The 25,665-nt window shown below is 68.8% G+C and carries 30 protein-coding genes and 1 pseudogene; 11 read left to right on the top strand and 20 right to left on the bottom strand.

Annotated features, from left to right (window positions below; genetic code table 11):
• Positions 1–13 precede the first annotated feature (13 nt).
• From ccsB to AC3ENO_RS03915, 19 genes are all read right to left on the bottom strand, one after another.
• Positions 14–1,033 carry a c-type cytochrome biogenesis protein CcsB gene (gene ccsB, locus AC3ENO_RS03825; protein WP_434969284.1) on the bottom strand — a complete coding sequence of 340 codons (1,020 nt, stop codon included), beginning with the start codon at positions 1,031–1,033 and terminating at the stop codon, positions 14–16.
• A gap of 37 nt (positions 1,034–1,070) precedes the next feature.
• Positions 1,071–1,940, bottom strand: coding sequence for a M23 family metallopeptidase (locus tag AC3ENO_RS03830; protein WP_434969285.1), 870 nt, complete (start codon positions 1,938–1,940; stop codon positions 1,071–1,073).
• A 21-nt stretch (positions 1,941–1,961) separates the two neighbouring features.
• Positions 1,962–3,212 (bottom strand): M23 family metallopeptidase, encoded by a 1,251-nt coding sequence (locus AC3ENO_RS03835; protein ID WP_434969286.1) that lies wholly within the window; start codon positions 3,210–3,212, stop codon positions 1,962–1,964.
• A gap of 94 nt (positions 3,213–3,306) precedes the next feature.
• Entirely contained in the window at positions 3,307–4,965 is a 1,659-nt protein-coding gene (gene lnt, locus AC3ENO_RS03840; protein ID WP_434969287.1) for an apolipoprotein N-acyltransferase, read from the bottom strand.
• A 3-nt stretch (positions 4,966–4,968) separates the two neighbouring features.
• Entirely contained in the window at positions 4,969–5,907 is a 939-nt protein-coding gene (locus AC3ENO_RS03845; protein ID WP_434969288.1) for a cytochrome c oxidase assembly protein, read from the bottom strand.
• Complete coding sequence (gene resB, locus AC3ENO_RS03850; protein ID WP_434969289.1) at positions 5,904–7,586, bottom strand: cytochrome c biogenesis protein ResB; 1,683 nt, start codon at positions 7,584–7,586, stop codon at positions 5,904–5,906. The genes AC3ENO_RS03845 and resB overlap by 4 nt, the downstream gene beginning before the upstream one ends.
• A complete protein-coding gene (locus tag AC3ENO_RS03855; protein ID WP_434969290.1) occupies positions 7,567–8,340 on the bottom strand; it encodes a cytochrome c biogenesis CcdA family protein in 774 nt (257 codons plus the stop codon). Before AC3ENO_RS03855 ends, resB begins: the two co-directional genes overlap by 20 nt.
• On the bottom strand, positions 8,337–8,933 hold the full coding sequence (locus tag AC3ENO_RS03860; protein WP_434969291.1) for a TlpA family protein disulfide reductase: 597 nt from the start codon (positions 8,931–8,933) through the stop codon (positions 8,337–8,339). Before AC3ENO_RS03860 ends, AC3ENO_RS03855 begins: the two co-directional genes overlap by 4 nt.
• Positions 8,930–9,262 carry a DUF6804 family protein gene (locus AC3ENO_RS03865; protein ID WP_434969292.1) on the bottom strand — a complete coding sequence of 111 codons (333 nt, stop codon included), beginning with the start codon at positions 9,260–9,262 and terminating at the stop codon, positions 8,930–8,932. Before AC3ENO_RS03865 ends, AC3ENO_RS03860 begins: the two co-directional genes overlap by 4 nt.
• Positions 9,262–9,828: a signal peptidase II gene (locus tag AC3ENO_RS03870; RefSeq protein ID WP_434969293.1), complete on the bottom strand. Its 567-nt coding sequence runs from the start codon at positions 9,826–9,828 to the stop codon at positions 9,262–9,264. The genes AC3ENO_RS03865 and AC3ENO_RS03870 overlap by 1 nt, the downstream gene beginning before the upstream one ends.
• Entirely contained in the window at positions 9,809–10,084 is a 276-nt protein-coding gene (locus AC3ENO_RS03875; protein ID WP_434969294.1) for a TFIIB-type zinc ribbon-containing protein, read from the bottom strand. The genes AC3ENO_RS03870 and AC3ENO_RS03875 overlap by 20 nt, the downstream gene beginning before the upstream one ends.
• Positions 10,085–10,129: 45 nt before the next feature.
• Positions 10,130–10,852, bottom strand: a complete 723-nt coding sequence (locus AC3ENO_RS03880; RefSeq protein WP_434969295.1) for a copper resistance CopC family protein — start codon at positions 10,850–10,852, stop codon at positions 10,130–10,132.
• Between the two features lie 13 nt (positions 10,853–10,865).
• Positions 10,866–11,885 (bottom strand): flavin-containing monooxygenase, encoded by a 1,020-nt coding sequence (locus AC3ENO_RS03885; protein WP_488185760.1) that lies wholly within the window; start codon positions 11,883–11,885, stop codon positions 10,866–10,868.
• Positions 11,885–12,553 (bottom strand): DsbA family protein, encoded by a 669-nt coding sequence (locus AC3ENO_RS03890; RefSeq protein WP_434969297.1) that lies wholly within the window; start codon positions 12,551–12,553, stop codon positions 11,885–11,887. The genes AC3ENO_RS03885 and AC3ENO_RS03890 overlap by 1 nt, the downstream gene beginning before the upstream one ends.
• 87 nt (positions 12,554–12,640) lie before the next feature.
• Positions 12,641–13,087 (bottom strand): hypothetical protein, encoded by a 447-nt coding sequence (locus AC3ENO_RS03895; RefSeq protein ID WP_434969298.1) that lies wholly within the window; start codon positions 13,085–13,087, stop codon positions 12,641–12,643.
• 68 nt (positions 13,088–13,155) lie between these two features.
• Complete coding sequence (locus tag AC3ENO_RS03900; RefSeq protein WP_434969413.1) at positions 13,156–14,292, bottom strand: alpha/beta hydrolase; 1,137 nt, start codon at positions 14,290–14,292, stop codon at positions 13,156–13,158.
• Positions 14,292–15,311 carry a DUF6545 domain-containing protein gene (locus tag AC3ENO_RS03905; protein ID WP_434969299.1) on the bottom strand — a complete coding sequence of 340 codons (1,020 nt, stop codon included), beginning with the start codon at positions 15,309–15,311 and terminating at the stop codon, positions 14,292–14,294. Before AC3ENO_RS03905 ends, AC3ENO_RS03900 begins: the two co-directional genes overlap by 1 nt.
• Complete coding sequence (locus AC3ENO_RS03910) at positions 15,308–15,772, bottom strand: hypothetical protein (RefSeq protein WP_125131942.1); 465 nt, start codon at positions 15,770–15,772, stop codon at positions 15,308–15,310. Before AC3ENO_RS03910 ends, AC3ENO_RS03905 begins: the two co-directional genes overlap by 4 nt.
• A 58-nt stretch (positions 15,773–15,830) precedes the next feature.
• Positions 15,831–16,262, bottom strand: coding sequence for a hypothetical protein (locus AC3ENO_RS03915; RefSeq protein WP_434969300.1), 432 nt, complete (start codon positions 16,260–16,262; stop codon positions 15,831–15,833).
• A 328-nt stretch (positions 16,263–16,590) separates the two neighbouring features.
• Here AC3ENO_RS03915 and AC3ENO_RS03920 point away from each other — a divergent pair, with 328 nt between their 5' ends.
• The 9 genes from AC3ENO_RS03920 to AC3ENO_RS03960 are packed head-to-tail and all read left to right on the top strand — an operon-like array spanning position 16,591 to position 22,839.
• A complete protein-coding gene (locus AC3ENO_RS03920) occupies positions 16,591–17,526 on the top strand; it encodes a bifunctional DNA primase/polymerase (protein WP_434969301.1) in 936 nt (311 codons plus the stop codon).
• On the top strand, positions 17,523–18,164 hold the full coding sequence (locus tag AC3ENO_RS03925; protein WP_434969302.1) for a DUF2637 domain-containing protein: 642 nt from the start codon (positions 17,523–17,525) through the stop codon (positions 18,162–18,164). Before AC3ENO_RS03920 ends, AC3ENO_RS03925 begins: the two co-directional genes overlap by 4 nt.
• Positions 18,161–18,601, top strand: coding sequence for a hypothetical protein (locus tag AC3ENO_RS03930; RefSeq protein ID WP_434969303.1), 441 nt, complete (start codon positions 18,161–18,163; stop codon positions 18,599–18,601). The genes AC3ENO_RS03925 and AC3ENO_RS03930 overlap by 4 nt, the downstream gene beginning before the upstream one ends.
• Positions 18,602–18,608: 7 nt before the next feature.
• Positions 18,609–19,439 (top strand): hypothetical protein, encoded by an 831-nt coding sequence (locus AC3ENO_RS03935; RefSeq protein ID WP_434969304.1) that lies wholly within the window; start codon positions 18,609–18,611, stop codon positions 19,437–19,439.
• Between the two features lie 4 nt (positions 19,440–19,443).
• Positions 19,444–20,433 carry a ParB N-terminal domain-containing protein gene (locus AC3ENO_RS03940; RefSeq protein WP_434969305.1) on the top strand — a complete coding sequence of 330 codons (990 nt, stop codon included), beginning with the start codon at positions 19,444–19,446 and terminating at the stop codon, positions 20,431–20,433.
• Positions 20,433–21,104 carry a hypothetical protein gene (locus AC3ENO_RS03945; protein WP_434969306.1) on the top strand — a complete coding sequence of 224 codons (672 nt, stop codon included), beginning with the start codon at positions 20,433–20,435 and terminating at the stop codon, positions 21,102–21,104. The genes AC3ENO_RS03940 and AC3ENO_RS03945 overlap by 1 nt, the downstream gene beginning before the upstream one ends.
• An 11-nt stretch (positions 21,105–21,115) precedes the next feature.
• Positions 21,116–22,285 (top strand): M23 family metallopeptidase, encoded by a 1,170-nt coding sequence (locus tag AC3ENO_RS03950; protein WP_434969307.1) that lies wholly within the window; start codon positions 21,116–21,118, stop codon positions 22,283–22,285.
• Between the two features lies 1 nt (position 22,286).
• On the top strand, positions 22,287–22,553 hold the full coding sequence (locus tag AC3ENO_RS03955; RefSeq protein WP_434969308.1) for a DUF6112 family protein: 267 nt from the start codon (positions 22,287–22,289) through the stop codon (positions 22,551–22,553).
• A gap of 55 nt (positions 22,554–22,608) precedes the next feature.
• Entirely contained in the window at positions 22,609–22,839 is a 231-nt protein-coding gene (locus AC3ENO_RS03960; protein WP_434969309.1) for a hypothetical protein, read from the top strand.
• Here the strand turns inward: AC3ENO_RS03960 and AC3ENO_RS03965 are convergent.
• On the bottom strand, positions 22,832–23,764 hold the full coding sequence (locus tag AC3ENO_RS03965; protein ID WP_434969311.1) for a hypothetical protein: 933 nt from the start codon (positions 23,762–23,764) through the stop codon (positions 22,832–22,834). The genes AC3ENO_RS03960 and AC3ENO_RS03965 overlap by 8 nt on opposite strands.
• A gap of 562 nt (positions 23,765–24,326) precedes the next feature.
• Between AC3ENO_RS03965 and AC3ENO_RS03970 the strand changes: the two are divergent.
• A pseudogene (locus AC3ENO_RS03970) lies at positions 24,327–24,512 on the top strand (DUF6112 family protein); the annotation flags it as partial.
• On the top strand, positions 24,508–25,662 hold the full coding sequence (locus AC3ENO_RS03975) for a conjugal transfer protein TrbL (protein WP_434969312.1): 1,155 nt from the start codon (positions 24,508–24,510) through the stop codon (positions 25,660–25,662). The pseudogene AC3ENO_RS03970 and the gene AC3ENO_RS03975, both read left to right, overlap by 5 nt.
• Positions 25,663–25,665 lie beyond the last annotated feature (3 nt).

The raw sequence follows: 25,665 nt of genomic DNA on the forward strand, positions 1-25,665 counted from the left end.
GGCCGGGGTCACGTCAGCTGAGGCCGGAGTAGGCGTGGAGTCCTTTGAAGAACATGTTGACAATGGTGAAATTGAACAGGACCGTGATGAACCCGATGATGCACAGCCAGGCGGAACGGGTGCCGCGCCATCCCCGGGTCGCGCGGGCGTGGATGTAGCCGGCGTAGAGCACCCAGATCACGAAGGTCCACACCTCCTTCGTGTCGAACCCCCAGTACCTTCCCCAGGAGTCGTTGGCCCAGATCGCGCCCGCGATCAGCGTGAAGGTCCAGAACACGAACCCGACGATCACAAACCGGTACGCGAGCGACTCGAGCGCGTCCGCGGGCGGCAAGGTGGCCAGGAAACGGGGACCGCTGCGCCGCACGTCATCCCCGGTTATGGCCGTGGTGCGGCGTTCGCGGCGGGCCTGCAGGAGCTGGGTGACGGCGAGGCCGCAGGCGATCGCGAACAGGGCGGTGGCCAGCGAGGCAACGAAGACGTGGATGACCAGCCAGACGCTCTTGAGCGGGTCCATCAGCGGGACGACCTCGACGTAGAACGTGATCGTCGCGCCGCCCAGCAGCAGCACCACCATGCCGATCAGGAACGCGCCGAGGAAGCGGAGGTCATAGCGGCGCAGGACGGCAAGGTAGACGGCGACGATCAGGACCGTGCCGGTCAGGGCGAACTCGTACATGTTCGCCCAAGGCACCCGCTCTGCGGAGATCCCCCGCAGGATAGTGCCGCCCAAGTGGAACAGGAACGCGAGAACTGTCAGCGCCGTCCCGATCCGCGCCCACACGAGTCGTGAACGCTGCGCCGGCGGCACCCGCATGTCCCCGGGCGGGGCGGGGGGAGGTTCCCCTCCCCCGGAGTCCGCGGCTGCCGCTGCGCCGACCAGTGCGGGCTCACGGCGGGGCACGCTGGCGGGGACGGAGCGTTGGGCGAGGTCGATGGTGTAGGCGATGAACGCGAGCAGGTAGGTGGCGATCGCCGTCCACACCAGCAGCAGCGAGATGCCGTCGAGGGAGAGCGGGTCAGTTCCGGTCATGGCGGGGGTGTCCTCTTCATCAGTGGGGGTGGCGGGTTCAGCCTGCGTTGGTCTGCAACCAGACCAGCGAGTCCACGGCGGTGCCGTCGATGTAGACCTCGAAGTGCAGGTGGTTGGCGGTGGAGCGTCCGGTGCTGCCGACGAGGCCGACCAGCTGCCCGGCGGTGACGGTGTCACCGGCAGCGACCTGTCGGCTTCCGGTCTGCATGTGCGGGTAGACCGTGCTCACCCGCTGGCCGTTCAGGACGGATTCCACGACGACGGTGACGCCGTAGCCGCCGTAGCTGTCCTGCGAGATCCTCACCACGCCGTCGAGGGAGGCGTAGACGGGGGTGCCGCCGGCGGCGACCATGTCGGTGCCCATGTGTGCGCCGCCTCGCGCACCGAACCGGTCCGTCACGGTGAAGGGGCCGCCCACCGGCCAGCGCACCAGTCCACTGCCCGACGGCACCATGCTGTAGTCGAACGGGACGGACGCGACGCTAGCTGAGGCGCGTGCGCGGGCGGCGGCGGCCTCCGCCGCCTTCTTCCGGTCGATCTCCTCCTGAGTGGTGGCCGAGTAGCTCTCCCGGGCCAGCTGTGTCCTGGTCGCGTCGGAGGCGACGACGAGGGACTGGGCATCGTCGGAGGCAACCTGCTGCAGGGTCAGCGGCTCGGGGGCCGTCGTCTGCCAAGCGCCGTAGGCAGGTAGGGCGACGGTCGCGATCAGGCCGCTGACCATCGTGAGGACCGCCAAGCTCCGCACCGGGCGCAGCATCCTCGAGTCGCGCGGCGGCACGCTGGAGGCAGAGAGTTGCTGGGTGCGGGTGGTGGCCGTGCGGTGCGAGGCGGTGGCCTTGCGGAGGCTGCGGCGTGTGGGGGGCGTCTGGGGCTGGTCGGCGTCGGGTGCGGGGAGCTGTTCCGTCATGATGTCCTCCTTCGTGTCGGGTCAGATGGAGATGCCGCGGGCGGCGAGGAAGTCGATCGGGTTGACTGGGGAGCCGCCCACGTAGGCCTCGAAGTGCAGGTTGCAGCCGAACGCGTTTCCGGTGTTGCCCTCGCTGCCGATCAGGTCGCCGGCGTTCACCCGTTGGCCGTAGCCGACGAAGAACCCGCCGGGGCGGATGTGGGCGTATCCGGTGCCGATCCCGCCGCCGTGGTCGATCTTGATGTAGTTGCCGTAGCCGCCGTTGTATCCGGCGTAGACGACGGTGCCCGCCGCGGCCGCGTAGATCCCCGCGCCGCAGCCACCGCTCAGGTCGACGCCGTAGTGGTAGCTGGTCGAGCAGTACCCGTTGCCGCATTGCGAGCTGCGGGGACCGAACCCGGAGGTGCGCGGCCCGGAAGTGGGGCGCGCCCACCCGGAGCTGACCACACCGCCCCCTCCGGATGCCGCGGCCTGACGTTGCGATTCGGCTCGTTCGGCGGCGCGGCGGTTCTCCTCGGCGATGCGGGCGGCCTCGACACCGGCCTGGTAGTCGGCCACGGTTTTCGTGGTGGTGTCCTGCAGGGCGGCGAGCTGCGCCTGCAGCTCGCCCAGTCGGAGGGTCTGCTCATCCAGCGCGGTCTGCGCGGCGTCGGCGGCCTGCTGCGACTCGAGCCTTTTTTGCTCGGCGATCTGCTGCAGCCGGTCGCGCTCATCGCGAGCGACCATCGCCTGATCGCTCAGGCCCTGGGCTGCATTGCGTGCGGTGAGCGCCGTGGCGTAGACGGTCTGGTTGCGTTCGAGGAGCTTGTCCATGAGACCCAGGCGGGCGAGCAGGTCGTCAGCGGTCGCCGCGGAGCCCGACAGGAACAGCTCCACCGCTGCGGTGTCGCCGCCGTTGCGGTACAGTTGCGCAGCCACCCGTCCCGCCCGATCCGACGCGGCGGCCGCGGCGGCCGCTTCCTCGTCGGCTTGAGATTGCAGGGAATCCGCACGGGATGCGGCGGCGAAGTAGTCCTGTTGGGCGGTGTAGAGCGCGTCGGCGGCCTGCTCGGCGAGAGCGCGGGTGCGTTCGACCTCACCTGTGAGGCTCTGGATCAGCTCTTGGATCCGGGCGATCTCCGCGGCCTTGGCCGCTTCGTTCGCTTTCGCCGCCTGCACGTCGTCCCACGACGGGTACGCCGCCGCAACCGCAACGGGCAGGTACGGATCTGTGAGGATGCCCGCGGCGACGATGCCGAGAACCCCCAGCCCGAGCGCCCCGCGACGGGTCATTCCCGGCCACAGGGCGCGGCGCTCGACCGGTGACGGAGCGCAACCGCACTCCTCCCCCATGCTCAGACGGGAGGCGCCTGGTTGAACCTGCTGCCTATGTCGCATCTCGATCTCCCCTCACTCGTCCGACCCGACCACCGGAGCTGCTCCTGACGCGACGATCCCCCTCGCCGGCAGCCCCTCGCATCCGGCGGCGGTGGAGGACGCCGAGCGCGACCAGAACCATGACGGCCGCGAGAGGGAGAATCCCCGTGACCCACGGGCCGACCATCACTGCCGGGGTGAGCCCGGTGCGCAGCGGCACGGTGGTGACTCGGCCGGCGGCGGTGTTGACGTCGACGGTGTCGATCGTGGTGCCGTCTGGTGCGATGACCTGGCTGGTGCCGACGGTGGAGACGTTGACCACGGTGCGTCCGGTCTCGATCGCCCGCATCCGTGCGAACGCGAGTTGCTGCATGTTCTCGTCGGTGCCGCGGAAGTCGGCGTTGTTGGTCTGGAACACGTACAGCTGAGCGCCGGCGCGGGCGCCGTCCCAGATGACGGTGTCGTAGATCACGTCGAAGCAGATCGCCAACCCGACCCCGACGTCACCGACAGTCACTAAGGGCGGGTTGGTACCGGGGGTGTATTCGCGTTGGATGAGGCTGACCAGGTCGGGGGCGAGGAGCTCGTACAACCACCGGTCGGGCACGTACTCGCCGAACGGGACCGGGTTGACCTTGTCGTGCCACTGCGGCTGCGCGCGGTCTCCGGTCCACAGCAGCGAGGTGTTGAACACATCCGCGCCGCGTGTCGTGGCGGCGTTCAGGAGCAGCGGTGCGCCAGCGTCACGGACTACCCGGTCCAGGGTTGCGGCGGTGGCTGGGGTGGCGAGGGGGTCGGAGTCGACCGAGCCCTCGGGCCATACCAGCAGGTCCATCGGCTGCCGGAGCAGCGGCTCGGTGGCGGCGGTCTGCGCGGCGAGCATGTCGCCGGGGTTCCGGGCGTCGAAGTAGCCGGCGGGGCCGTTGCCCTGCACCCACCCGACGGTGAACGTGCCGGCGCCCGTGGTGGGGAACTGCGGGACCGCGACCAGCAGCAGCAGACCGGTCGCGGCGGGGAGGAGACCGCGCGAGAAGCGGATGCCGCCGGAGCGGAGCCACTGCAGGAGCGCGGCGCAGACGGCCGCGAGGAGGAAGGACAGCCCGGTGACGCCGGTCCAGGACGCGAGCTGGGGCAGGGGGCCGTCGACTTGGGTCATGCCCAGCCGCGCCCACGGGAATCCCGAGTACGGCCATGCCCCCATCGCGACCTCGCGGGTCGCCCAGAGCCCGGCGACCAGCAGCGGCACTCCGACCAGCTGCCCCGGCCCTTGGGGGCGGAACCGTGCGGTCCACCGGTAGGCGAGGGTGATCGGGAGGGCTCCGAGGCCGAACAGCACCGTTTCCAGGCCTGCCAGCGCGATCCACGGTACCGGGCCGAGGAACTCCCCCACCCAGACCAGGTGGGTGAAGTAGAACGCTCCCCCGAACACCGTGCCGGCCAGCAGCGCCCCGCCGATGCTGCGGCCGATCAGGGTGGCGAGGGCGAGGGTGACGCTGACGAGGGCGAGCGGCCACCACCCCAGCGGCGGCGACGCGAGATCCAGCGCGACTCCGCCGGCCGCGGCGACCGGCACCGCTGCCCACAGCGGCAGCACGGGACTCAGGTCACGGGCGTCCGTCCTCCCACGGGCGGCAGGCCCTGCGGCGAGAAGGGGTGTGGTGGTGTGCATCCGTCAGGTGTCCTTCTGGCGGAGGGTGTCGAGGTAGGCGTTGTAGGCGTCCAGTTCGGGGTCGCCGTGGGTGTCGGCGTACCGGGCGTCGGCGGCGTCGCGGGCAGTGTCGTGGCGGAACCACCTGTGCATGACGAACATCAGCATCAGCAGGGTGGGCGCCTCACCGTAGGACCAGGCCAGGCCTCCGGCGAGCCACTGATTCTCGATCGGGTCGATTCCGAGAGCCAGCGTGGGTGCGGCGAAGTGGTCGACCAGCAGGGTGGTGGCCATCATCAGGAACACGCCGAAGAACGCGTGTAGCGCGGCTTCGGCGAACACGTCCAGGGCGCGGCCGCCGTGGCTGAGGCGGACCGGCAGCGGGTCGGCGGAAAGCACCGGGATGGTGAACAGGATCCCCGCCACCAGGAACGCGACCTCGAGGGTGATGTGCCCTCCGGGGGCGGCGAGGATGAGGTCGGCGAGGTCGGCGAGGTAGAGCCCGTAGAACGCGAACAGGTACAGCGGCAGCGCGACCCAGGGACTCAACGCCCACCGCGCGGCCCGGCTTCGCAGGCCGGCGTGGGCGGCGCGGAGGACGAGCCGCCCGACGCCGTGGTGGGGGGTGGCGCGCAGCAGCAGGGTGCCGGGGGAACCGAGTACGAGCAGCGGCGGGATCGCCATCATCAGGGAAAGTTGCTGGAACATGAACACCGACAGCAGCGCATACCCGTACGCTTCGACGCCGAGCCCGGTGACCGCCGCCAGGAGGAGGCAGCCCAACAGGAAGCTGACGGTGCGCCATACCGGCCAGCGGCGCCCCCGCGTCCACAGCCGGATCGCGCCGGTCAGATACCCGGCGGCCAGGAGCGCGGCCAGGGTGGGCAGGACCGGGAACGGCAGCGGCACGGGGGTGAGGAACCCGAGCAAGGTCGGCGGGGTGTCAGGGATCCACTCGTTCACCGCCGCTCCCCCTCCGCAGTCTCGGCCGTGTAGGCGGTCGCGTGCTGCGCGGCGAAGTCGGCGACGGCTCGGGCGAGGGCGGGATCCTCACCGCGGGCAAGTCCGGCGTACTCGACCTGCACACCCTCCGTGCTGGGCCGGGCTTTGACCCAGAACCGGCGGCGCGGGACGAAGAGGCCGGCGAACAGCCCGAGGGTGGCGAGGATCGAGAACGCGAGCACCCAGCCGCTGCTGGGGTCGCGCTGGATCTGCAGCGACGCGAACCGCTTCACCGGATCGGTGTCGCCTGCGATCTCCCACGTGACCGTTCCCCACCCGTTGGGCAGGTCCACCGTGTCGCCGAGGGTCAGTTCCAGGGAGTCGAGGCCGGTGTCGCCGCCGGTGTGCTGGGTGAGCCCGTTGACATCGAGCGTGTACACCGACCGGGGTGTGCCGTCGTCGATGCCGAGATCCCCGCTGAACACGTTGAAGGTGATGACTGGGTTGACCACGTCGGGGTAGACCGACGTGAACGCCCCGGATGGCAACACACCCTGGGTGGGGTAGAAAAACCCGACCAGGCCGAGCTGCTCGGGCAGCCCGTCCGGGATCTTGACGATCCCTAGCGAGGTCATGTTGGAGTCCTGCGGCAGGAACGGCTGCGACTCGCTGAACACCACCTCCCCCGCCGCGTCGCGGACGGTGAGGGTGGGTGCGTACCCGTTGCCGAGCAGATAGATGCGGTCGCCTTGGACGGTGATCGGATAGTTCACCACCACGCTCTGCGCCTGGTCGTCTTGTCCGGGCTGGCGGATGGTGACGTCGGCGGCGAAGTCACCGGCCTGCCCTGCGCCGGGGGTGCCGGGCAGCCGGTAGGAGACCTGGAAGTCGTCGAGCGTGAGCGAGTAGGGAGCAAGGCCGGTGCCGTCGATGAACCGGCCGGGGTTGAACGAGGAGTAGTCGCTGAGCGCGTTGACGAACGTGGTGCCCTCCACCACGACCCGCTGCCCGGTGTATGCGAACGACCCGCCGATCGCGACGGAGACGAGCACGCCGACCAGGGCGACGTGGAAGAGCAGGTTGCCGGTCTCGCGCAGGTAGCCGCGCTCGGCCGACACCGACACCCACCCGCGGCCGTCGTACCGCTGTACCCGGTAGCCGGCGCGGCGCAGCTGCCGCTCGGCCACCCCGATCGCGTGTTCAACAGGATCGGGAGATCCGTCGGCGGGAAGGTTCGCTTCCTGGAATTCCGAGAGCCGGGACAGGCGGGCGGGGGTCCGTGGAGGCTGGGAGCGGAGCGCTTTGTAGTGGTGGCGGGCGCGAGGGATGACGCAGCCGATGAGGGAGGTGAACAGCAGCAGGTAGATCGCGGAGAACCACGGCGACAGGTACACGTCGAACAGGCCGACCGCGTCCGCGAGGGGGAAGACGTCTGGGTTGTTGCGTTCCCACTGGATGACGCCGTTGGGGTCGGCGCTGCGCTGCGGGAATAGGGAGCCGGGGACGGCGGCGATCGCGAGGAGGAGCAGCAGCACCAGGGCGGTGCGCATGCTGGTCAGCTGCCGCCACGCCCACCGCAGCCACCCGGTCACACTGAGCGCGGGCTGGGTGATCTCGGGGGCGTCAGAGTCGGCGTGGTCGCCCGGCCGCAGCGGGTCGAGCGAGTTCTCGGTGGTGGTGTCAGAGCGGGAGGGGGACATTGATCACCACCTGTTGCAGGGCGGACATCAGCGCCGTCCATAGCCCGGTCACCATGAGGAGTCCGAGGAGGACGAGCAGGCTGCCGCCGATGATGTTCAGGGCGCGGATGTGGCGGCGGAGGAACCCGACCGAGCGGGATGCCCACCCCCAGCCGAGGGCGAGCAGCAGGAACGGGATGCCGAGGCCGAGCGAGTACGCCAGGCCGAGCAGCCCGGCGCGGGCGGGGTCGCCGAGGTTCCACGACATCGACAGGATCGCCGCGAGCGTGGGGCCGATGCAGGGGGTCCAGCCGACGCCGAGCGCGAACCCGAGCAGGGGCGCGCCGATCAGGCCGGCGCGGCCCTGGATGCGGGGGCGGAGGGTGCGCTGGGCGATGCCGAAGAACCCGATGAATACCAGCCCGAGCAGGATGATCACGACCCCGAAGATGCGGGTGAGGGTGTTCGCGTATTGCAGCAGCAGGATCCCGAACGTGCCGCCGAGGATCGTGACGGTGACGAACACGACCGTGAACCCGGCGATGAACAACGCCACCCCCACCAGCAGCCGCCTCCGTTCCCCCGCGGCGGTGCTCGCTCCGGCCGTCGACGTCGACGTGGAGCTGTGGGCGTCGGTGGCGCCGCCGAGGTAGCCGAGGTATCCGGGCACCAGCGGCAGCACGCACGGGGAGACGAAGGAGACCAGCCCGGCGAGCACGGCGAGCGGGAGCGCCACCCACAGGGCACCGTCCACGACCACCGCGCCCGGGTTCACGAGGACTCGACCAGGGTGTCGTCGACGAGGGTGGACAGGATGGATGCGCTGGCCAGCTGTCCGATGACCCGGGCGGCGACCCTCCCGTCGCGGTCCAGGACGAGGGTGGTGGGGGTGGCCTGGATGGGGGTGACCTGCGCGAAGGCGAGCTTGACTTGCCCGTCGTTGACGTCGATCACGCTCGGGTAGGTGACGTTGTTGTCCTGAGCGAACGACAGGGCGGTGGCGGGCTGGTCGTAGGTGTTCACGCCCAGGAACGCGACGCCCTGGTCCTGGTACTCCTGCCACACCTGTTCGAGCAGGGGTGCCTCGACGATGCATGGTCCGCAGGCGGCGTACCAGAAGTTCACCACCAGCACCCCGCCCCGGTAGTCGTCGCTGGACACCGTCTCGCCGGTCTCGGTGACGCCCTCGAACACCACCGGGTCGCCTCGGTCGGCGGCCGGGATCTCCACGACCTGGAAGTCACCGGCAATGTAGCCCTTCTCGTTCCCGTCGCGGTACTGCTGAGCCAGGCTGTCGCTACTGGTGCAGCCGGTGAGGGCGACGGCGACGAGGGCCAGCGCGGCGATGAACGGGGTGGAGCGTCTCATGCGCGTCTGACCTTGATCATCGCCCCGGCGACCAGGAACACGATCGCGGCGACCGGCTGCGCAGCCATCCAACCCGACCCCGCAAACGGGAACGGGAACACCGGGTTCCACAGCACCGCGATCACCGCGAACACCGGCGCCCACCACCACTGCCGCGCCTGGATTCCGAACCAGCCGACGATGACGGCCAGAATCGACGCGACGAACAGCGGCACCAGGTACCAGTCCCCGCCCTGCAGCACTGGCGCAAGGAACAGCACGGCCGCGGCGAGGAGGCTCGGGGCGAGCGCGTTGCGCTGGTACGTCGACGGGGCACGCTTGTTCGCCATCACAGCCCGCCTACCGATGAGTTCGAGCTCAGCTGCGCGCTAGCGGCGCCGCCGGTCGCGGCCCGGCGGCGGATCCAGAGCACGATCGCCAGGATCAACACGCCGATTCCGAGGGCGACGTCGGCGAGGTTGCCGATGAACCAGTTTCCGTAGGCGAGGAAGTCGGTCACGTATCCGCGGCCGAAGCCCGGCGGGGCGAACAGCCGGTCGATCACGTTCCCCAGGGCGCCGCCCAAGATGAACCCAATGCCGGCCGACCACCACACGGAGCGGGCTCGCAGCGCGGCGATGAACAGCACCACGATCGCGGCCACGCCGAGCAGAGTGAGCAGCCATGTGAAGCCGGACCCGAGGCCGAGGATTGCACCGGGGTTGAAGGCCAGCTGCAGGCCGAACACCTCGCCCAGCAGCGGGATACGTTCTGTCTCGCTCAGCCCGGACAGTGCCGCCGCCTTGCTGGCCTGGTCGATCAGCACCACCCCTCCCGCGACCACACAGGCGATCGCGAACAGGCGTGCCCGGGCGGGTTTCGTCGGAAGTGCCGTGTCAGAAGTCGAAGAGCTCACCGAGGAATCCCTCCCGCTTGCGGCGGCCCGAGCGGCCATGCTGATCCCTGTCCCGACGGTGATCGTCCCGGTCCCGACTGTGGGTGTAGTCGCGGGTGTCGTATCCGCTGGTGCGCGGATCACCGGAGGCGCGGTCGATGATCTTGTCGAGCTCGCCACGGTCCAGCCAGACGCCGCGACACCGCGGGCAGTAGTCGATCTCCACGCCGGATCGCTCGGAGATGAGCAGGTCCGTGGCGTCGACGGGGCACTTCATGATGGTCTCCTTCGGGTGTGACGGCTCGGGCCGACCGGGTGGAGTTCACGTATCGGTGGCACGGTTCTGCGCCTGTCCGGACGCCTCCGGCGTCTCCCTGCCGGAGGCCGCAGCGGCTGCGACTCGGTCACGGCGGCGACGTTCCCGCGCCACCATCAGGACGACCACCAGCGCGCCGCCGACGATGACAACGCCGCTGACCACGGCCAGGATCGGCAGGAACGCCCCACCCCCGGAGGGGCCGCTGTGCACGTCCGAGCCCGCGGCCTCGGTGGCGGTGGCGGTGGCGGTCGGAGACGGTTCGGGGGTCTGCTCCGACGTCTCTCCGGGGGTGGGGCTGCTGGTGGGTGTCGTGACGGCTTCGACCGTGTACGTGTACTGGTCGCTGATCGGGTGCCCGTCACTGGAAACCACTCGCCAGAGCACGGTGAACACGCCCGCGCTCTGGCTCGCCGCCAGCGTCTGCGTCACGGTGGTCCCGTCCACGGCTGGCTCCCCTTCGGCGACGTTCTGCCCGTCCGGGGAGGTCACCTCGATCACCACGGCGCTGGTCGCGGTGAGCAGCTCTCCGCTGAACGTGAGGGAGATCTCCGCCGGGGACACGTCGACCGTGGAGCCGGCCTCGGGGGTTGATGAGATCAGGTTGTCGTGCGCGGCGGCGGGTGCGGTGCTAGCCAGCAGTAATCCGCCGGCCAGCAGCAGCACCGTCAGTCCGCCGAGAAGGGTTGACGCGGTTCTGCGTGTCGGGTGGGGGTGTGTGATGTTCATGGATGGTGCTCTTTCAGGGGCGGTTGATGATGTGGTGAGCGATCGCGGTGGCGTCGCGCCACACGCCGGCGATGGTGTCGGAGCCGCGGCCGCCGTACTGCGGCATCCCCGCGACGAACAATCCCGGTACCCCGGTCATCGTGCGCCGCGCCCGGTCCTCCCGTGCCTCGTCGGGGAGCCAATCGTCGCCGGGCAGGTAGCCGGTCGCGAGAATCACCGAGGCCGGTTGGGCCTGGCTGCCATCGGCGAAGCTCACCGTCGTTCCGTCCGCGGCGGTGGCCGCGGGGCGGAGGGTGACCCCGGCGCGGCGCAGCTGCTCGTAGCTGTCGCCGAACAACGGTTCGGGGCGCCGCTTCCGGGACAACCATGACGCACCCTCCCCCGCACCCGTCGCGTAGCCGGCTGCGGGGCGATGCCGGCGAGGTGTTCGGGTCGCGAGCGTTACCGTGTGCGAGGCGGACAGCTCTCGGGCCAGCTGCACGCCGCTGTTGCCGCCGCCGACGATCAGTACATCCCCGGTGGGGATCTGCCGGGGGTACAGGTAGTCGCTGCTGTGTAGCACGACACCGGGCACGGTCAGCGCGGGTGCCCACTCCGGGATCCGCGGATGGGCGGCGGCGCCGGTCGCGCACACCACGTTGCGGGTCTGCACCTCCCCCGCCGTCGTCGACAACAGCAGTGTGGAGCCGTTGCCGCGGTGCTCCACTCCTATCGCGCGGATGCCCCAGACCGTCTCGACACGCAGCCCTGCCTCGACGAAGGTGAGGTAGTCGACCATCTCGTCGACCCGGGGATGCCGGCGCTGGTCACCGGGGAGGCGGCGCACCGGGAGGCTGCTGTGCCGGGCATCGCTGAGTAGCGTCATCGAATGCCACCGGGACGCCCACGGACGCTGACCTTTCGGAGCGGCGTCGATCACCACGAACTCCTGTTGCGGCCGCAACCCTTCCGCGCTCAGCGCGGCTGCCACGGCGAGACCGGCTTGCCCGGCGCCGACGATGATCGCCCGTCGGTGCGACAACCCCGCCCGCATCAGGATTCACCGTTCACCGCGGCCTGGATCGCGGTCTCAAGGTCATCCCACTCCTGCAGCTCCTGCAGCTCGCCGTCCACGAAGAACGTCGGCGTGCTGCCCACGCCGAGTGCTCGGCCCTCGTTGAAGTCCAGCTCCACCCGCTCCGCCGTGGCCGGGTCCGCGACCGCGGCGTCATAGGCAGCCATATCCAGCCCGAGCTCCTCCGCGAAGCCGCGGAACAGATCAGCACGGGACTCCTGCGCCTCGCCCCACTCCGCCTGCGTCTCGAACAGCCGGTGATACATGTCCTCGAACCGGTCCTGCCCTGCAGCGGCCTCCGCGGCGATCGCCGCGTTCTTCGAGTTGAAGTGCCCCGGTAGCGGGAAGTACCGGACCACATACGTGATCTCCCCCGCGAACTGCTCCCGCAGGTCTTCAACGATCGGGTAGAACGCGCCACACGCCTCGCACTCGAAGTCGAGGAACTCCACCACCGTCACCGCCTCCGGGCCGCCGTCGTCGAGAACGTGCGAGTTCTCCCGCACAACCGACGCGGCCCCCGGACTGGCTCCCCCCTCGGGCGGTGGGACTGGACTCCGGTTGACCAGGGCATAGACGACTGCGGCCAGCACCAGCACAACGGCGACCGCGACGGCGATCAACGTCGCCTTCACAGGGGTTTTCATCGGGTACTCCAAACACTTCACACGGCACAGGACAGAACCCGGGCACAGCCCAGGGTGAACACCGCCCAACAGGCGGCGTGCCGGATATCAGGTTCGGGAAAGACCCAACTGCGGAAGAGACAAAACACTCACCCGCGGACGCGCGAACGGTGCAGGAAGCAACAACGAATGGCGCGGCTGCCGCTCAGGTGTCGACGGAGGACGACGTTGCCGCAGCAGTCGGGTGAGTACGAAGAAGACTAGGCCACACAGCACACCCAGCACACACAGCGCGACGCTCGCCAAAGTATCCGATTGGAACGCTCCCTCGGCGACTGTCTGGGGCTCAGAGTCGGACGCGACAGAATCGACGTGCGGGTCGATCAGGGCGCTGACCACCAGCGGAACCGGGGCGGAACCTTCGCCCTCGACGTGACCAGCGACGGAGATCCCGAGCATCAGCAACAACGCCAAACCGATGCTGGTAATGAGCCGCATTATCAACAGACGCTCATTCAGCACCACGGAACGCGGAGTCCGGGCCAAAGAGACCATCCCCCGCATTATACCGTGAAGCCACGTTCAGCAGCTCAACTCGCCCCCGGAGGAAGGCCTGAGTGCGTTCAATACGGGACGTGCGCGGTAAGCCAAGTGATCACCGCGCTCTGCCATCGGTCGGGGTCGGAGTTCCACGACAGCGTGTGTCCTGCTTCGAAGACCTCCAGTGAGACAAGGCCAGGCCGAGCATCTCGGAGTGCTCGTGAGAGCCGTATCGGTACGGAGTCGTCGTGGGTGCCGTGAAGGATGAGCGTGGGCGCGGTGAGTTCCTCGGCACGAACCGTCCAATCGAAGGATCGGAGCGGGATGCGCTCGGGCAGGCCGACCATGCGGGTCAGCGGGCGGAGCGTCAGCCACGGGATCGCGAGGCTGCCCGCGGCTGCGGGGAGTCCGCTGCGTGTGCAGTTCGCTTTGATGACTTCGGTCCAGTCGAGCACGGGTGAGTCGAGCACGAGACCTGCGATGCTGCGTCGATATAACGGGTGGTGAGCGAGCTGGAGCGCGATGGCCGCACCCATCGACCACCCGAACAGCACGATCTGCCGGGCTCCGTGCCGCATCGCGTACTCGATAGCGGCTGCGGCGTCCTCGGCCTCGGTGTAGCCGAGTGTTGAGCGACCGTTGCCGACTCCCGGACCTTCACCGTCGGCTCGGTAGCTGATAACGAGCGAGGTGTAGCCGCGCTCGGTGGCGGCGAGCACGCCGCGAAGTGTTCCGGCTCGGACGCTGCCGAGGCCATGTAGGTGGATCGCCCACGTCGACTTGGCACCGTCGCCGTCGATGCGCCAGGCGGGGGCAGCCCCCGCAGGGGTGTCGATGGTGACGTCGTGCGCGTGAAGGCTGGCGTCGTTCGGGGTCGCGTAGTAGATGCCGCTCCAGGAGACATGATCGCCAGCCCTGAGAGTGAGCCCCGATGCCGTGCTCGTCACCCGTCGCGCGATCTGAGTCGGTCCACGGTCGAGCACGTCTTCAGAGAGTTGCGCCCAGCCTCCGTTCTCGAACCAGATGTTGTACGCGCCTTCGGCTGCGGTCAGGCAAGTTCGGTCGAGCACGATGAGAGGGCGGTCGCCGTCGCGCTCAACCTCGCGGACGGTCAGGTCGTATCGCCGCGTGCTGGGGGCTGTCAACCGCCGCGCGATCGCCCATCCGACACCCAATGCACCTGCTGCGACGAGCCCGGCACCTAGCGCGACCCGGCGCATCACGAACTGCCGCCCTGGTCGACCCGGCCTCCTGGCGAAGCGGTGGTCCGTGTCGCTCTCGTGTCGAGTCCGAGGAGGTGACTCTCGGCGCGATTCAGCAGGGCGCGCTCGGCTGCGCTGATGTCGAAGGTGACGCGCGGGTCGATCATCGCGTCGCGGATCTCAACGATCTCTCGGTGTAGACGGCTCTCCAGGTCATCCGCGCTCGCAGCGAGCGGGTCTGCTTGGCTCAGCCCAGGCCGCACGAGGGACGCCCGCTTCCAGAGAGGCTCCAACTGTGTCGCGAGGCCGACGGTGCGCTTCCGGCGCATGTCGTGCTGTGCGCGGCGGACGGCCGGCTGCGCGGCGAAGCCCGCGCACAGGAAGAGGAACGCGAGTAGAGAGAGCGGTTCGTAGGCGTGTTGGACGGCGCGCATGAGATCGAGATGTCCTGTGACGTGTGCGACATCCATGATGAGCACGGCCAGGCACAGTGCGCCGCCGAACGCCGATCCCAGGCTCAGCAGAGCCGCGGGGAGACGCTGGATGCCGGAGCTGCGCAGATATTGCCGCGCGGCGAGGATCATCATCGTCGTGATTACGAGGAAGAAGTAGCTGAAGTTGATGATCGAGTAGGCCGCTGCTGCGGGTTGCGCGCCGAGGTCGATCATGAACCGAGTCGTGGTTGTGCCTCGGTCGATGAACACGAACGTCGTGGTGATCGCAAGAAGCGAGGTGAGGAGTACCGGGATGCCCACGGCGACCCGCACGAGCCTGGGGCGGTACTCGTCGGCCTTCATGACGCCTCGACCGAGAAAGAAGATCCCGGTCATCAGCAGCCCATCCGAAACGAGGGTCGTGACGTTCATGCCGCCAAGAAGCGGATCGGTGGCGAGGTAGATGGCGTCGACGTTCAGGGTCATCGCGACGGCAATCGTGAAGGAGGCGTAGGTGATGCTTCGATCCGCCCGTTTGCGGCGGAAGATGAGCAGGCTCGCCACGAGCGCCCACATGAGCGTCGCCACGAGCGCCTGGATCACCCGAAAATCTCCGAATAGCGGGACTCGGCGAACACCGATCCTCGGATGCCCGCGGCCAGCCGATCTGCGAGCGACTCGGCGGCGATCTCCGTCTCACTGTCAATGTCCTGTCGCTTGAGCAGGCGTCCGCGCGTGTGAGGAGGGATGTTGGGCAGCAAGACGTCCCCGGCTGTGCAATCGTCGCCCTCCGTGTGACCGAGGATCATGTGGGCTAGCTCGTGAAGGACGAACTGCTGGCGGTGCAGTGCAGAGTCGCTGCGTGCGTGGAGCACGAAGTCCTCGGTGTCGGTGACCAGCCAGAGCGCACAGATGCCGTCGCGGGTGTCGAGGTCGGCGAGTTCGACGACGCGCAGCCTACGATGGCGCCGTTCCTGTATGGCCTGGAGAAGGTGCGCAAGCGTGAATCTGCTGCCGAGCCGCAGATCGGAGACGGCGGCCGTTACGGTCTCTTCGGTGTTCACGTTTACCCCCTCTCGGCCGAGCAGCTACTGGTCTCGGCTCCGTGGTGCGCGACACCCGTCAGTGCTCGGGTGTTCGCATCATTTCCTCATCCAAGAACTTGCTGATGGCTTGGAGCGCCTTCGGCGAGATGTCGCCGAGCGTGCGAGCAGCGTAGGACTTCACCTTCGCTGCACGCATCGAACGCACGAGGTCGAGTTGGGCGGAGACCTTCTCCGGGATAGCCACGCCGCTCTCCCCGGCAAGAAAGGCAGCATCAACGCCGAAGAAGTCCGCGAGTCCCTCGAAGATTGCGGTGTCTTGAACGTATCGATGGCCGTTGACCATGTACGTCCATCGTGATCGAGACAGGCTGATGCCACGTTGTCTCAGATGCTCCGCGATCTGCGAGTAGGTCGGTTCGGAACCGGACTCGGCGACAGCGACATCCATCAGAAGTCGCAGGCGTTTGGCGAGGTCGTGAGCCGCAGCCTGACTTTCGTCTTCAGTCATCGTCGCTGACCCCCTTCCCTTCGGGAGGGCCAAGGCATCGACGTAGCCCAGGCCCAAGGGTAGTTGTGCATGCTCAATCTACCCGTTGAGCATGCGCAAATCAACCGTTGCGCATGCTCAACGTGCGGTGTTAGAACGGAATCGCGGGAGAGTTTGAGCATGCTCAACACGGCTTCCCGGTGAGCGGGAGGGGACGATTCCATGAGCACGGCGCGACCCCGGAGCCTGACTGCGTTGCCCGTCGGACGGCGACCGTCTCTTGGGAACCCCGGCGCACCTGATCGACAAGAGCCCCACGGCTCACGACCAGGTCAGAGGAGGTGCCGAGATGACGATGCCGGAAGTCTCGCGTGGAGAGCGCCAGCCGATGGATGCCGCCGCCCTGCTCGCCTCGCTCACCGGCCTGTCGCCGAGCGCCGCAGCGTGTCGCTACGCCGAGGCAGGCATCCCGGTCTTTCCCTGCGTCACAGGAGGCAAGCGCCCGCTGACCCAGCGGGGATTCCACGAGGCGAGCACCGAACCGCGCCAGGTCGCTCGCTGGTGGGCGCGGTGGCCGCGCGCCAACATCGGGATGCCGACGGGCCAGATCTCCGGGCTGGAGGTCGTGGATGTCGACGTGCACGGGGCGATCCGCGGCTTCGCAGCGTTCGAGCTGGCCCGGCGCGAGGGGCTGACGGATCGCTGGGCCGCGTTCATCCGCACGCCCTCGGGTGGAGTCCATGCCTACTACCCGGCCGATCCCGAGCTGATGCAGCCGTCCTGGCAGGTGGCGCGTGCTGGCATCGACTTCCGGGGATCGGGCGGCTACGTCATCGTGCCGCCCTCGATCATCGCCACCGATGCGGGGCCGAGTGCGTATGCCCTCATCGGCTCCGGGCGAGGCGATGCGGTTCCCGTCGATGCCCGCGCGCTGCGGCAGTTCCTCGATCCGCGACCGGCGCGCCCGATGCCCGTCATGCCTGTCGAGCGAACGGACGGCGTTGACGTGGAGCGGATCGCCCGCTGGGTCGAGATGCGCGGCGAGGGCGAGCGCAACCGCGGCCTGTTCTGGGCCTCGTGTCGACTCATCGAGGCGGGCATCCCGCCCGACCGCGTGCGTGCCGCGCTGGGGCCGGCTGCCGAGCGCGCAGGCTTGCCCGCGCCGGAGATCGAGACGACGATCCGCTCGGCGCACCGCGTAGCGAGGGGCGCACCGTCCGCGCCCGCCGCCAGTTCCGTGCCCAGCCATGCAGCTCAGCCTTCATCGGGTCAGGTGCTCTCGTGATTCCCGGCAGCACGCAACAGCCGCGCGGGCGGATCGCCGTGTGGACGGCGGTAGCTGGGACCGTATTCATCGCCGCGGCCGCCTTCTGGCTGTCGTTCACGGCGCTCGCCGACCTCGCGCGACGCTCCGGCGTCGATGAGAGCCAGGCGTGGGCGTGGCCGCTCATCGTGGACGGCATCATCGTCGTCGCCACGGTGTCCGTCGTCGCGCTCGCGGGGCAGCGTGCCGCCTGGTATCCGTGGCTGCTGCTCATGGCCGGTGCCGCGGTCTCGGTCGCAGCCAACGCGATCCACGCGGTCGTCGCCGCTGACGCCGACGTTCCTTCTGCGCTCGCGGGATCGGTCGCCGCAGTTCCGCCGCTCGTGCTACTGGCGATCACGCACCTGACGGTGGTGCTCACTCGACGGTTCCGTGGAGAGCCGCCGACGCAGACGGCCGAGTTGGTGTCGAGCGCGGTCGAGTACCTGTCGCCGGAAGCGCCTGCGCACCTTGCTCCTAGAGAACTCGCTCTGCGGATGAAGGAGGACGGCATGACGAACACCGCCATCGCTCGTGCGACCGGGGTGCATCCGTCCACGGTCGGCCGTTGGCTGGCGACGCCCGCGCGCGCCTCTGCATCGGAAGGAGGGGCGCTGTGAACGATGAGCTGCCGGAAGACGAGCACGCCCGTCGGCTTGCCGATGTCCTCCACACGCTGAAGCCGACTCCGAGCGAGGCTGCTGAGATCTCGGAACTGGCGCGCCACACCGACCCGTGGCTCGCCGCACAGACGTGGCGCGACGGCCACCCACTCCTGAAGCGCCTGAGCGCAGAGCACGACCGCAGCCAGGTGGTGTGGGTGCGCCCGACCGAGTTGCTCCCGTCCGCCTCGGCCCGCATGATCGGACGCGGCATCGACCTGCGCACCGAGCTGGCACGCCGCGTCGAGGAGCGTCGGCAGACCTCGCCGCAGGCAACTCCGGTGACCCGGCCAGGCATCCGGGCGCGTGCCCAGGGCATCGCGCCGCTCTCCGCGTTCGGGCAGTCGCCCGCGCACCAGTCCTCTGTCAGCCGCGACCCGCTCCGCCGCCTGTGAGCGCGCCATGTCTGCCCAGGCCGCTCCCACGTCGTTCCGCACTCCGGAGGGACTGCGCGCGCTCCTGGAGCGTCTGCACGACGATGGGAAAGGCGCGTGGCAGCGCGACGTGGATGTCGCGGCGCTCATGGAGTACACGGCGGGTCGGTACGCGAGCCTCGCGCGAAAGCACGGCCTCGACCCGTGGGAGGCGGCGAGCGCCGCGTTCGACGCGATGCTCACCCCGGCCGTGCGCAACGCGGAAGATCCGTGGGCAGTCGTCACCCGTGCTGTGCAGGTCACACTGATCGCCGAGGAACGAGGCAACGGACTGCTGTGCTCGACGCATCAGGCACGCAGGCCGCAATACAGCGGTTTCCACGACCCGGAGCGGTTCAGCGACCGGGAGAACCCGCTCACCGACTACCACGAAGCGTTGCAGGTCGCGCCCGCGGGTGAGGACGAGAACGAATCGGACGACGAGGCATTTGCCGTCGTCCGTGCAGTCGAGGACGCGATCAAGCTACTGACGCTGCTCGACTGGCCGGAGCAGACGGCGCGCGCGGCCATCGAGCACATCTGCACTCGACTCGGCGAAGCGCCGTCGCGGGCGAGCGCAGCGGAGTCGCTTCGGCGAGACCCACACGCTCGGGCCGTGCTCGATCTGTCGTCGACGAGCTGGAACGCGCTGCTCCGTGCGATCCTCGGCAACCCCGATCCCGATCAGGCCCGCACCGCCGTCGGCCGCGGCGTGCTGTACCGCCTTCTTGTCGGCGAACCCCTGCGCGCGCTGCTCACCGATGACGACCTCGTGCTGCTGCTCGGCCTGAACGCGCCCACTCCGGCGGGGGCGAGGTGAGCGCATGGCGGCGAGCACCGGGCACATCGAGCTGGAGCGCACCATCGACTCCATTGTCGTCGGCAGCCGTCATCGCGTGGAGCTGGGCGACATCGACGCACTCGCAGCATCCATCGAACGTGACGGACTGCTCCAGCCCCCGACCGTGACGCCGGAGGGGGTGCTCGTGTGCGGCGCTCGCCGCATTGCCGCCCTGCGCAAGCTCGGCTACAAGAAGGTCAACGTGTTCGTGCGCTCCGGGATCAGCGACCGGCTCCAGAGGCTCATGGCTGAGCAGGCCGACAACGTGCTGCACAAGCCGTTCACACAGACCGAGGCCGCGGCGCTGTACCGCGAGCTGAAGACGCTCATGGCCGAGGATGCCGCCCGTCGTCAGGCGGCGACGCAGTTCGGTGCGGGCGGGAATATCGCCGGAACGACCGGTGGTGCCGTCACGGCACCACCGCTGATCGGTGCCCCTGGCAAGTCCCGTGCGCAGGCCGCGATCATGGTCACCGGGCGCAAGTCGTACACGAGCCTGGAGCAGATCAACGATCTCCAGCGGATCGCGAACGACCCCCGCCAGCCGGAGGATGTGCGCAGCTTCGCCCGCTCCGAACTCGACGCCATCGACCGGGGCGCGTCGATCACCACGGCGCACGCCCGCACCATCGCCATGCTCGCGATCCCGCAGGATGAGCCCGAGCCGCCCGGCGAGCTGGAGCTGCTCGCTCAAGAGGCGCTGGAGCGCGCGAAGCAAGGACGCAAGCGCGGCCCGACTCCCGCGCCAGCGACAAGCCCCGTGCCGGTTCGCTACCCGGTGCGGGCGTTCACGCTCACCTGGAACGACCTCGATCAGTGGTGGTCGCACTACGACCCCGCCGAGGTCGGCACCGCACTGAGCGACGAACAGTGGGAGCACGTCGAGACGATCCTCGACGCCACCGTCCGCTTCTTCGACGCGGCCCGAGCCGCCCGCGCCGCCCGCCAACGTCTCGCCAAGGAGAGTGCCTGATGCCGCAGACTCGCTTCCCCCGTCGCCTCATGATCCTCCTGATCGTCGGTGCCGCCGTGCTCGCCGTCCTCGTCGGAGTCGGGCTCTACGGGCTGTTGCTCGCGCCTCGCTCCGACCCCTCGCCCGGAAACACCGCGGGCGATCCTCCCGGCGCGTCGACCAGCACGCCGTCGCCGACATCGAGCACGCCGCGCGTCGTCCGTGAGTCCGACGATCCCGAGACGTTCGCGCGCGCCCTCGCCACCGCGCTGTTCGCCTGGGACACCGCGACCGAGTTCGGGCCGACCGATTATGCGCAGGTCATCGTGGATGTGGGCGACCCCTCCGGCAATGAGACTGCCGGGCTCGCCTCTGACGTGCGCACATATCTCCCGACCGCGGACGCCTGGGCGCAGCTCCGCACGATGCAGACCCGCCAATGGCTCGACATCAACGACGTGCTCGTGCCGGACGAGTGGGCGACTGCGCTGGAGCAGGCAGCCGAGGGACAGATCCTTCCGGGCACCGTCGCCTACACGATCACCGGCATTCGACAACGCGAGGGCATCCACGGCACCGAGCCCGTGACCAGCTCCCACGAGGTCGCGTTCACCGTCTTCATCACCTGCGAGCCGACCTTCGATACCTGCCGCGCGCTTCGCATCTCCGAGCTTGACAACCCCCTGCGCTGATCGGCATCCGCATGAAGAAGCTCGTTGCGGTCATCGCCATCCTCGTCGCAGTGCTCCCCATGGGCCTCGTCGGCGTGGGTCTGCTCGTGTCGCCTGCGGCCTTCGCCGCGTGCTTACCTTCAACCTCGCTTGTCGTCGGGCCGATTCCCGAATCGCTCACGTCGACCACCCGCTCGGGCGCGACCGTGACGCTCGAGCGTCAACAGCTCACGCACGCCGCGACGATCATCACGGTCGGCGCGCAGACCGAGGGCGTGGGGCGCATGGGCGTCCTCGTCGCGCTAATGGCCGCGCTCACAGAATCCCTGCTGCGGATGCTCGCCAACCCGAGCGCCGTTCCGGGGTCGGGCGACTACCTGAACGACGGGGCGGGCAGCGACCATGACTCGCTCGGGCTGTTCCAGATGCGCCCGAGCGCGGGCTGGGGCACCGTGGAGGAACTGATGGACGCCGAGTACCAGGCGCGGGCGTTCTACGGCGGGGCGAAGGGACCGAACTACCCATCGCCGCGCGGGCTGCTCGATATCCCCGACTGGCAGAGCCTAGACCCCGGCGAATCGGCGCAAGCGGTGGAGGTCTCTGCGAATCCCGACCGCTATCAGAACTATCAGCCGGTCGCCGAGGCGATCCTGGCGGCGCTCACTCGGCGCGCCGAGGCGACGCCCGGCGGCACGCCACTCGGCGAAGTTCACGAGACGACTTCCCTGGTGTTCCCGCTACCGAACGGGACGTGGGTGAACACGAGCGACTTCGGGTGGCGCGAAGACCCATTCACGGGGGAGCGAGCGTTCACTTCAGGCACCGACTGGGCTGCCGACGACGGCACGCCGATCCTCGCGCTCGCCGATGGCGTGGTCAGCTTCGCCGGGCCGTCGGGCGGTTACGGCAGCCTCATCATCATCGAGCACACCATCGGCGGCGAGCGCATCGCCTCCGCCTACGCGCACATGTGGGATGACGGCGTGCTCGTCAGCGTCGGGGACCGTGTCGTCGCAGGCCAGCACATCGGCAACGTCGGCTCGAATGGGAAGTCCACCGGAGCCCACCTGCACTTCGAGATCCGCCCCGGCGGCGCGAACAGCTCGGCCGTCGACGCGGAACCGTGGCTTGCCGCGCACGGTGTGCAGAACCTCGACGCCGCGAGCACCGCGGCGCTCTGCTCAGCCGAAGGTGCTGCGTGACATGGACGTGTTCCCGGACTTCGGAGCGGTCGGCGGTCAGGCCGAGTTGCGCGCCATCGTCGGCGCGCTGCTGACCATCGCGCTCATCTTCGCCGTACTCATGCTCGTGATCTGCGCCGCAGTGTGGGCGATCTCGTCGGCGAACGGCAACATCTCGTCGGCCGTCCGTGCGCGCACCGGACTCCTCGTCTCCATCGGCGCTGCCGCCCTCGCCGGCCTCGGCGCCACCTGGGTCAACTTCCTGCTTGGTGTCGGCGCGAGCATCTGACGCGCCGGGCGGTGACTCCGGCTCAATGTCGCTGGTCCGCCGTAGCGTTCAGCACATGAAGATCGAGTTCGACTCGCGCGCCTACAAGAAGCTGCTTGCTGAGGTAGCTGAGTCCATTGAGGCCGCGGACAAACAGTTTCGAGAGACCCATGCCGGGCTCCCGGTAGATGTGATCGTCGCCGACTTCGCAACGCATGGACCGAAGGTGGACCTTCCCGAGGCCAAGCTTCAGGAGTACGCGGAAGCCGTCTCAACGGGCGCACCCTTCAGATGGGTCATCAGCTAAAGAGCGCGACGAGCGCGAGCACCTGCGTCGACAGGATGCCGCCAAGGGCGCCGGATGACACGTCCTTCAAGAACCCGCCGAGCGCGACTAGCGCCTGTTTCGTGCGCGTCGGCTCCTGTGCCGACACTCCCTGCCGGGCCTCGTCAACCATCTGCGCGACCTGTTCCGACTCGTCTGCCGTCAACGCCCCGATCGCTTGCGTCACAGCATCGAGCACGGCCGACACCTTGTCACCCCATGCGGGGTCGCTGACCGTGAGCGCCTGGTTCACCTGGGAGCTAGCAATCGAGACGTTCGCCGGGCCTTGGACATGCGTCTCGAAATGCTGCGTCGGCGTCGGATGCACCGGGTCGTGAACCGAGCGTCCCTGCTCGACGGTGTGACGACCCTTCGCGGTCAGCCGCGGACGCAGCGGGGCTGCATACTGCCATGCTTCCGGCCCGTCGATGTACGCCTCCTGCTTGAGCCGCGCGCCCGCCTTCATCAACTCGTCTGCTGTGTACACGACGCCATGAAAGTGCGCGCCGCCGCGCAGGAAGTCATCAGGCGTCGGCCCGCGCCCGTTGACCTCGATCTCGTCATACAGCCAGCGCAAGTAGTCGTCCTGGAGTTGGCGGCGTCGAAGAATCACATCACGCCGCGCCTGATCGAAGCTCTCCGCCGCGGACTTCCCTTCGGGCGTCACGAACACGCCGTTCAGCCCGGCCAGCGAACGGTGCGCCGTGAGCAGACGTTCGCCGTCAAGCAACTCGAGTTCGTTGACGACATCTTCACGGCTCAAGGCAAGCTCGGCTCCGACGGCTTCAGCGATGCGGTCAGTGGCGACAAACTCACGGACTTTTCCGCCTGCCAACTCGATGACGCCCGCGAGCAGGCGCAGACGCCGTGCACGAGTTCCGGTTGGCAGCGCCGCAATGGTGGTCATGTTGCCGAGTGTACGGACGACTACCGACGTTGCAGCGCGACCTATCCGTCGCTCAGTGACTGCCCCATCGCCCACAGACGTGCCGCCGCGCGCAATTCACAGCGCGCCCGCTGACGCTCCCGGCGACGTTCGCGCCGGTTTCCCTCCCCGCCGTGGCACATCTGGCAGGAGCAGACGGCATGGCCGTCCCAGCGATGCTCCCAGTGGCAGTGACCGGGGCCGCGCCAAAGCGCGTCGGGCGCAAAGGGCGACGGCAGATCGCATACGCCGTCGGCGTGGTCGTGGATTTCCGCATGACCGATGTCACCACGGGCGACACGGATACGAAGCGGAACATGGGCGTCGGTACGAGACACTGCGGGGCCTCCGAGGGTGCTCAGTGCCCCGGCCCGCTGCCCCTCGGCGAAGGACGAACCAGGGCTATAGGTTGAGCCCCTCGCGCGGTCGTGTCCTCATGCCGTCATCGTGCCACGACCCGCCGACATCGAGCGTCCGGTGCAACGTGCCCACCTAACTCCTAACTGCGAGAGACCTTCTCTAGCCAGTCCCAAGGAGCGCACAAGTGATCGACATCGACCCCAATACCGACGGGTTGCCCGGCATCGAACAACTCCGCGTCATCGTCGGCGCGGCCATGACGGTGGGGCTCATTCTCGCTGTCCTCGCCCTCATCATCTCGACCGTGGTCTGGGGCTACGGGGCCAACAGCTCGAACCCGCACCTCGCCGGTCGGGGGAAGGTCGGTGTACGAGAGCGTGTGGGCGGTGTTCGACTCGACAACGCTCGTCGACGTCACTGGAAGCCAGTACGTCTCGGTCTACAACGTGCTGTTCGGGGTGGCGATCTTCGTCATGCTCGTCTTCTTCTGCCTCCAACTCATCACCGGGCTCGTGCATCGAGATCCGATGGCACTGTCGCGCGCGGGCGTGGGACTCGCCAAGTCGGTGCTCGGATCGTTCGTCGCCATCACCCTCACCGCGACCCTGTTGGAGGTCACCGATCAGCTCACCATCGGCATCGTGCAGGCGACTGGCAACACGATGGAAGGCATCGGCGACCGCATGGCCCTGCTCGCCGCTGGGCTGACGACGATCAACATCGCCTCGCCCGGCGTCGGTGCGATCATCACGATCTTCCTTGCCGGGCTCGGCATCGCGGGTGCGGGCATCGTATGGTTCACGCTGCTCATCCGTAAGGCGCTGCTGCTGGTCGCCATCGTCTTCGCGCCCATCGCACTCGCCGGGTTCACCTGGGATGCCGCGAAGGGTTGGTTCGGACGCTGGGCGGCGTTCGTCGTGGCGCTCATCTTCTCGAAGCTCGTCATCGTCGTCGTGTTCCTCGTCGCCATTGCGCAGATCAGCGCGCCCATCGACCTCGACCTCGCCTCGATCAGTGACCCGATCTCGGGCGTCGTGCTGATGTTCATCGCCGCGTTCGCGCCGTACCTGACGTACAAGTTCATCTCGTTCGTGGGCTTCGACATGTACCACGCGATGTCGAGCGAGCAGGAAGCGAAGTCGGCGCTCAACCGACCCGTCCCGCTGCCGGTCAAGGCTCAGCCGAACGCGGCAAAGTCCGTCCTCGGAGGGCAAAGCGGCGCGAGAGGCGGGACTCCTCCCGCGCCGAGCACAGCTCCCGCTGCAAGTGGCGCAGCAGGCGGCGCTGCGGGCGCAGGTGGCGGGGCGGCCGCTTCCGGTGGCGGGGCGGCGGCGTCGGGAGGCGCGGCAGGTGCCGGGGCAGCAGCGGCCGGGCCTGCGGCCGCCGCCGTCGTCGGGGCGCAAGTTGTCAAAGCCGCAGCGACAACTGGGCCGAAAGTCGGTGCCGCGGTCGGCGGCGCAGCAGCCGGGCACGCAGAGACATCAACGCCGCCGATACCCGTGGCACCGAGGAAGGGGTAGAAC

It is taken from the genome of Microbacterium sp. bgisy207, assembly GCF_057706855.1.

Bases quoted from the DNA above. Each gene is read 5' to 3' on its own strand.
- ccsB (WP_434969284.1), bottom strand. From the start codon at position 1,033: ATGACCGGAACTGACCCGCTCTCCCTCGACGGCATCTCGCTGCTGCTG.
- AC3ENO_RS03830 (WP_434969285.1), bottom strand. From the start codon at position 1,940: ATGACGGAACAGCTCCCCGCACCCGACGCCGACCAGCCCCAGACGCCC.
- AC3ENO_RS03835 (WP_434969286.1), bottom strand. From the start codon at position 3,212: ATGACCCGTCGCGGGGCGCTCGGGCTGGGGGTTCTCGGCATCGTCGCC.
- lnt (WP_434969287.1), bottom strand. From the start codon at position 4,965: ATGCACACCACCACACCCCTTCTCGCCGCAGGGCCTGCCGCCCGTGGG.
- resB (WP_434969289.1), bottom strand. From the start codon at position 7,586: ATGTCCCCCTCCCGCTCTGACACCACCACCGAGAACTCGCTCGACCCG.
- AC3ENO_RS03860 (WP_434969291.1), bottom strand. From the start codon at position 8,933: ATGAGACGCTCCACCCCGTTCATCGCCGCGCTGGCCCTCGTCGCCGTC.
- AC3ENO_RS03865 (WP_434969292.1), bottom strand. From the start codon at position 9,262: ATGGCGAACAAGCGTGCCCCGTCGACGTACCAGCGCAACGCGCTCGCC.
- AC3ENO_RS03875 (WP_434969294.1), bottom strand. From the start codon at position 10,084: ATGAAGTGCCCCGTCGACGCCACGGACCTGCTCATCTCCGAGCGATCC.
- AC3ENO_RS03880 (WP_434969295.1), bottom strand. From the start codon at position 10,852: ATGAACATCACACACCCCCACCCGACACGCAGAACCGCGTCAACCCTT.
- AC3ENO_RS03885 (WP_488185760.1), bottom strand. From the start codon at position 11,885: ATGCGGGCGGGGTTGTCGCACCGACGGGCGATCATCGTCGGCGCCGGG.
- AC3ENO_RS03890 (WP_434969297.1), bottom strand. From the start codon at position 12,553: ATGAAAACCCCTGTGAAGGCGACGTTGATCGCCGTCGCGGTCGCCGTT.
- AC3ENO_RS03895 (WP_434969298.1), bottom strand. From the start codon at position 13,087: ATGGTCTCTTTGGCCCGGACTCCGCGTTCCGTGGTGCTGAATGAGCGT.
- AC3ENO_RS03900 (WP_434969413.1), bottom strand. From the start codon at position 14,292: ATGCGCCGGGTCGCGCTAGGTGCCGGGCTCGTCGCAGCAGGTGCATTG.
- AC3ENO_RS03915 (WP_434969300.1), bottom strand. From the start codon at position 16,262: ATGACTGAAGACGAAAGTCAGGCTGCGGCTCACGACCTCGCCAAACGC.
- AC3ENO_RS03920 (WP_434969301.1), top strand. From the start codon at position 16,591: ATGACGATGCCGGAAGTCTCGCGTGGAGAGCGCCAGCCGATGGATGCC.
- AC3ENO_RS03935 (WP_434969304.1), top strand. From the start codon at position 18,609: ATGTCTGCCCAGGCCGCTCCCACGTCGTTCCGCACTCCGGAGGGACTG.
- AC3ENO_RS03940 (WP_434969305.1), top strand. From the start codon at position 19,444: ATGGCGGCGAGCACCGGGCACATCGAGCTGGAGCGCACCATCGACTCC.
- AC3ENO_RS03945 (WP_434969306.1), top strand. From the start codon at position 20,433: ATGCCGCAGACTCGCTTCCCCCGTCGCCTCATGATCCTCCTGATCGTC.
- AC3ENO_RS03950 (WP_434969307.1), top strand. From the start codon at position 21,116: ATGAAGAAGCTCGTTGCGGTCATCGCCATCCTCGTCGCAGTGCTCCCC.
- AC3ENO_RS03955 (WP_434969308.1), top strand. From the start codon at position 22,287: ATGGACGTGTTCCCGGACTTCGGAGCGGTCGGCGGTCAGGCCGAGTTG.
- AC3ENO_RS03960 (WP_434969309.1), top strand. From the start codon at position 22,609: ATGAAGATCGAGTTCGACTCGCGCGCCTACAAGAAGCTGCTTGCTGAG.
- AC3ENO_RS03965 (WP_434969311.1), bottom strand. From the start codon at position 23,764: ATGACCACCATTGCGGCGCTGCCAACCGGAACTCGTGCACGGCGTCTG.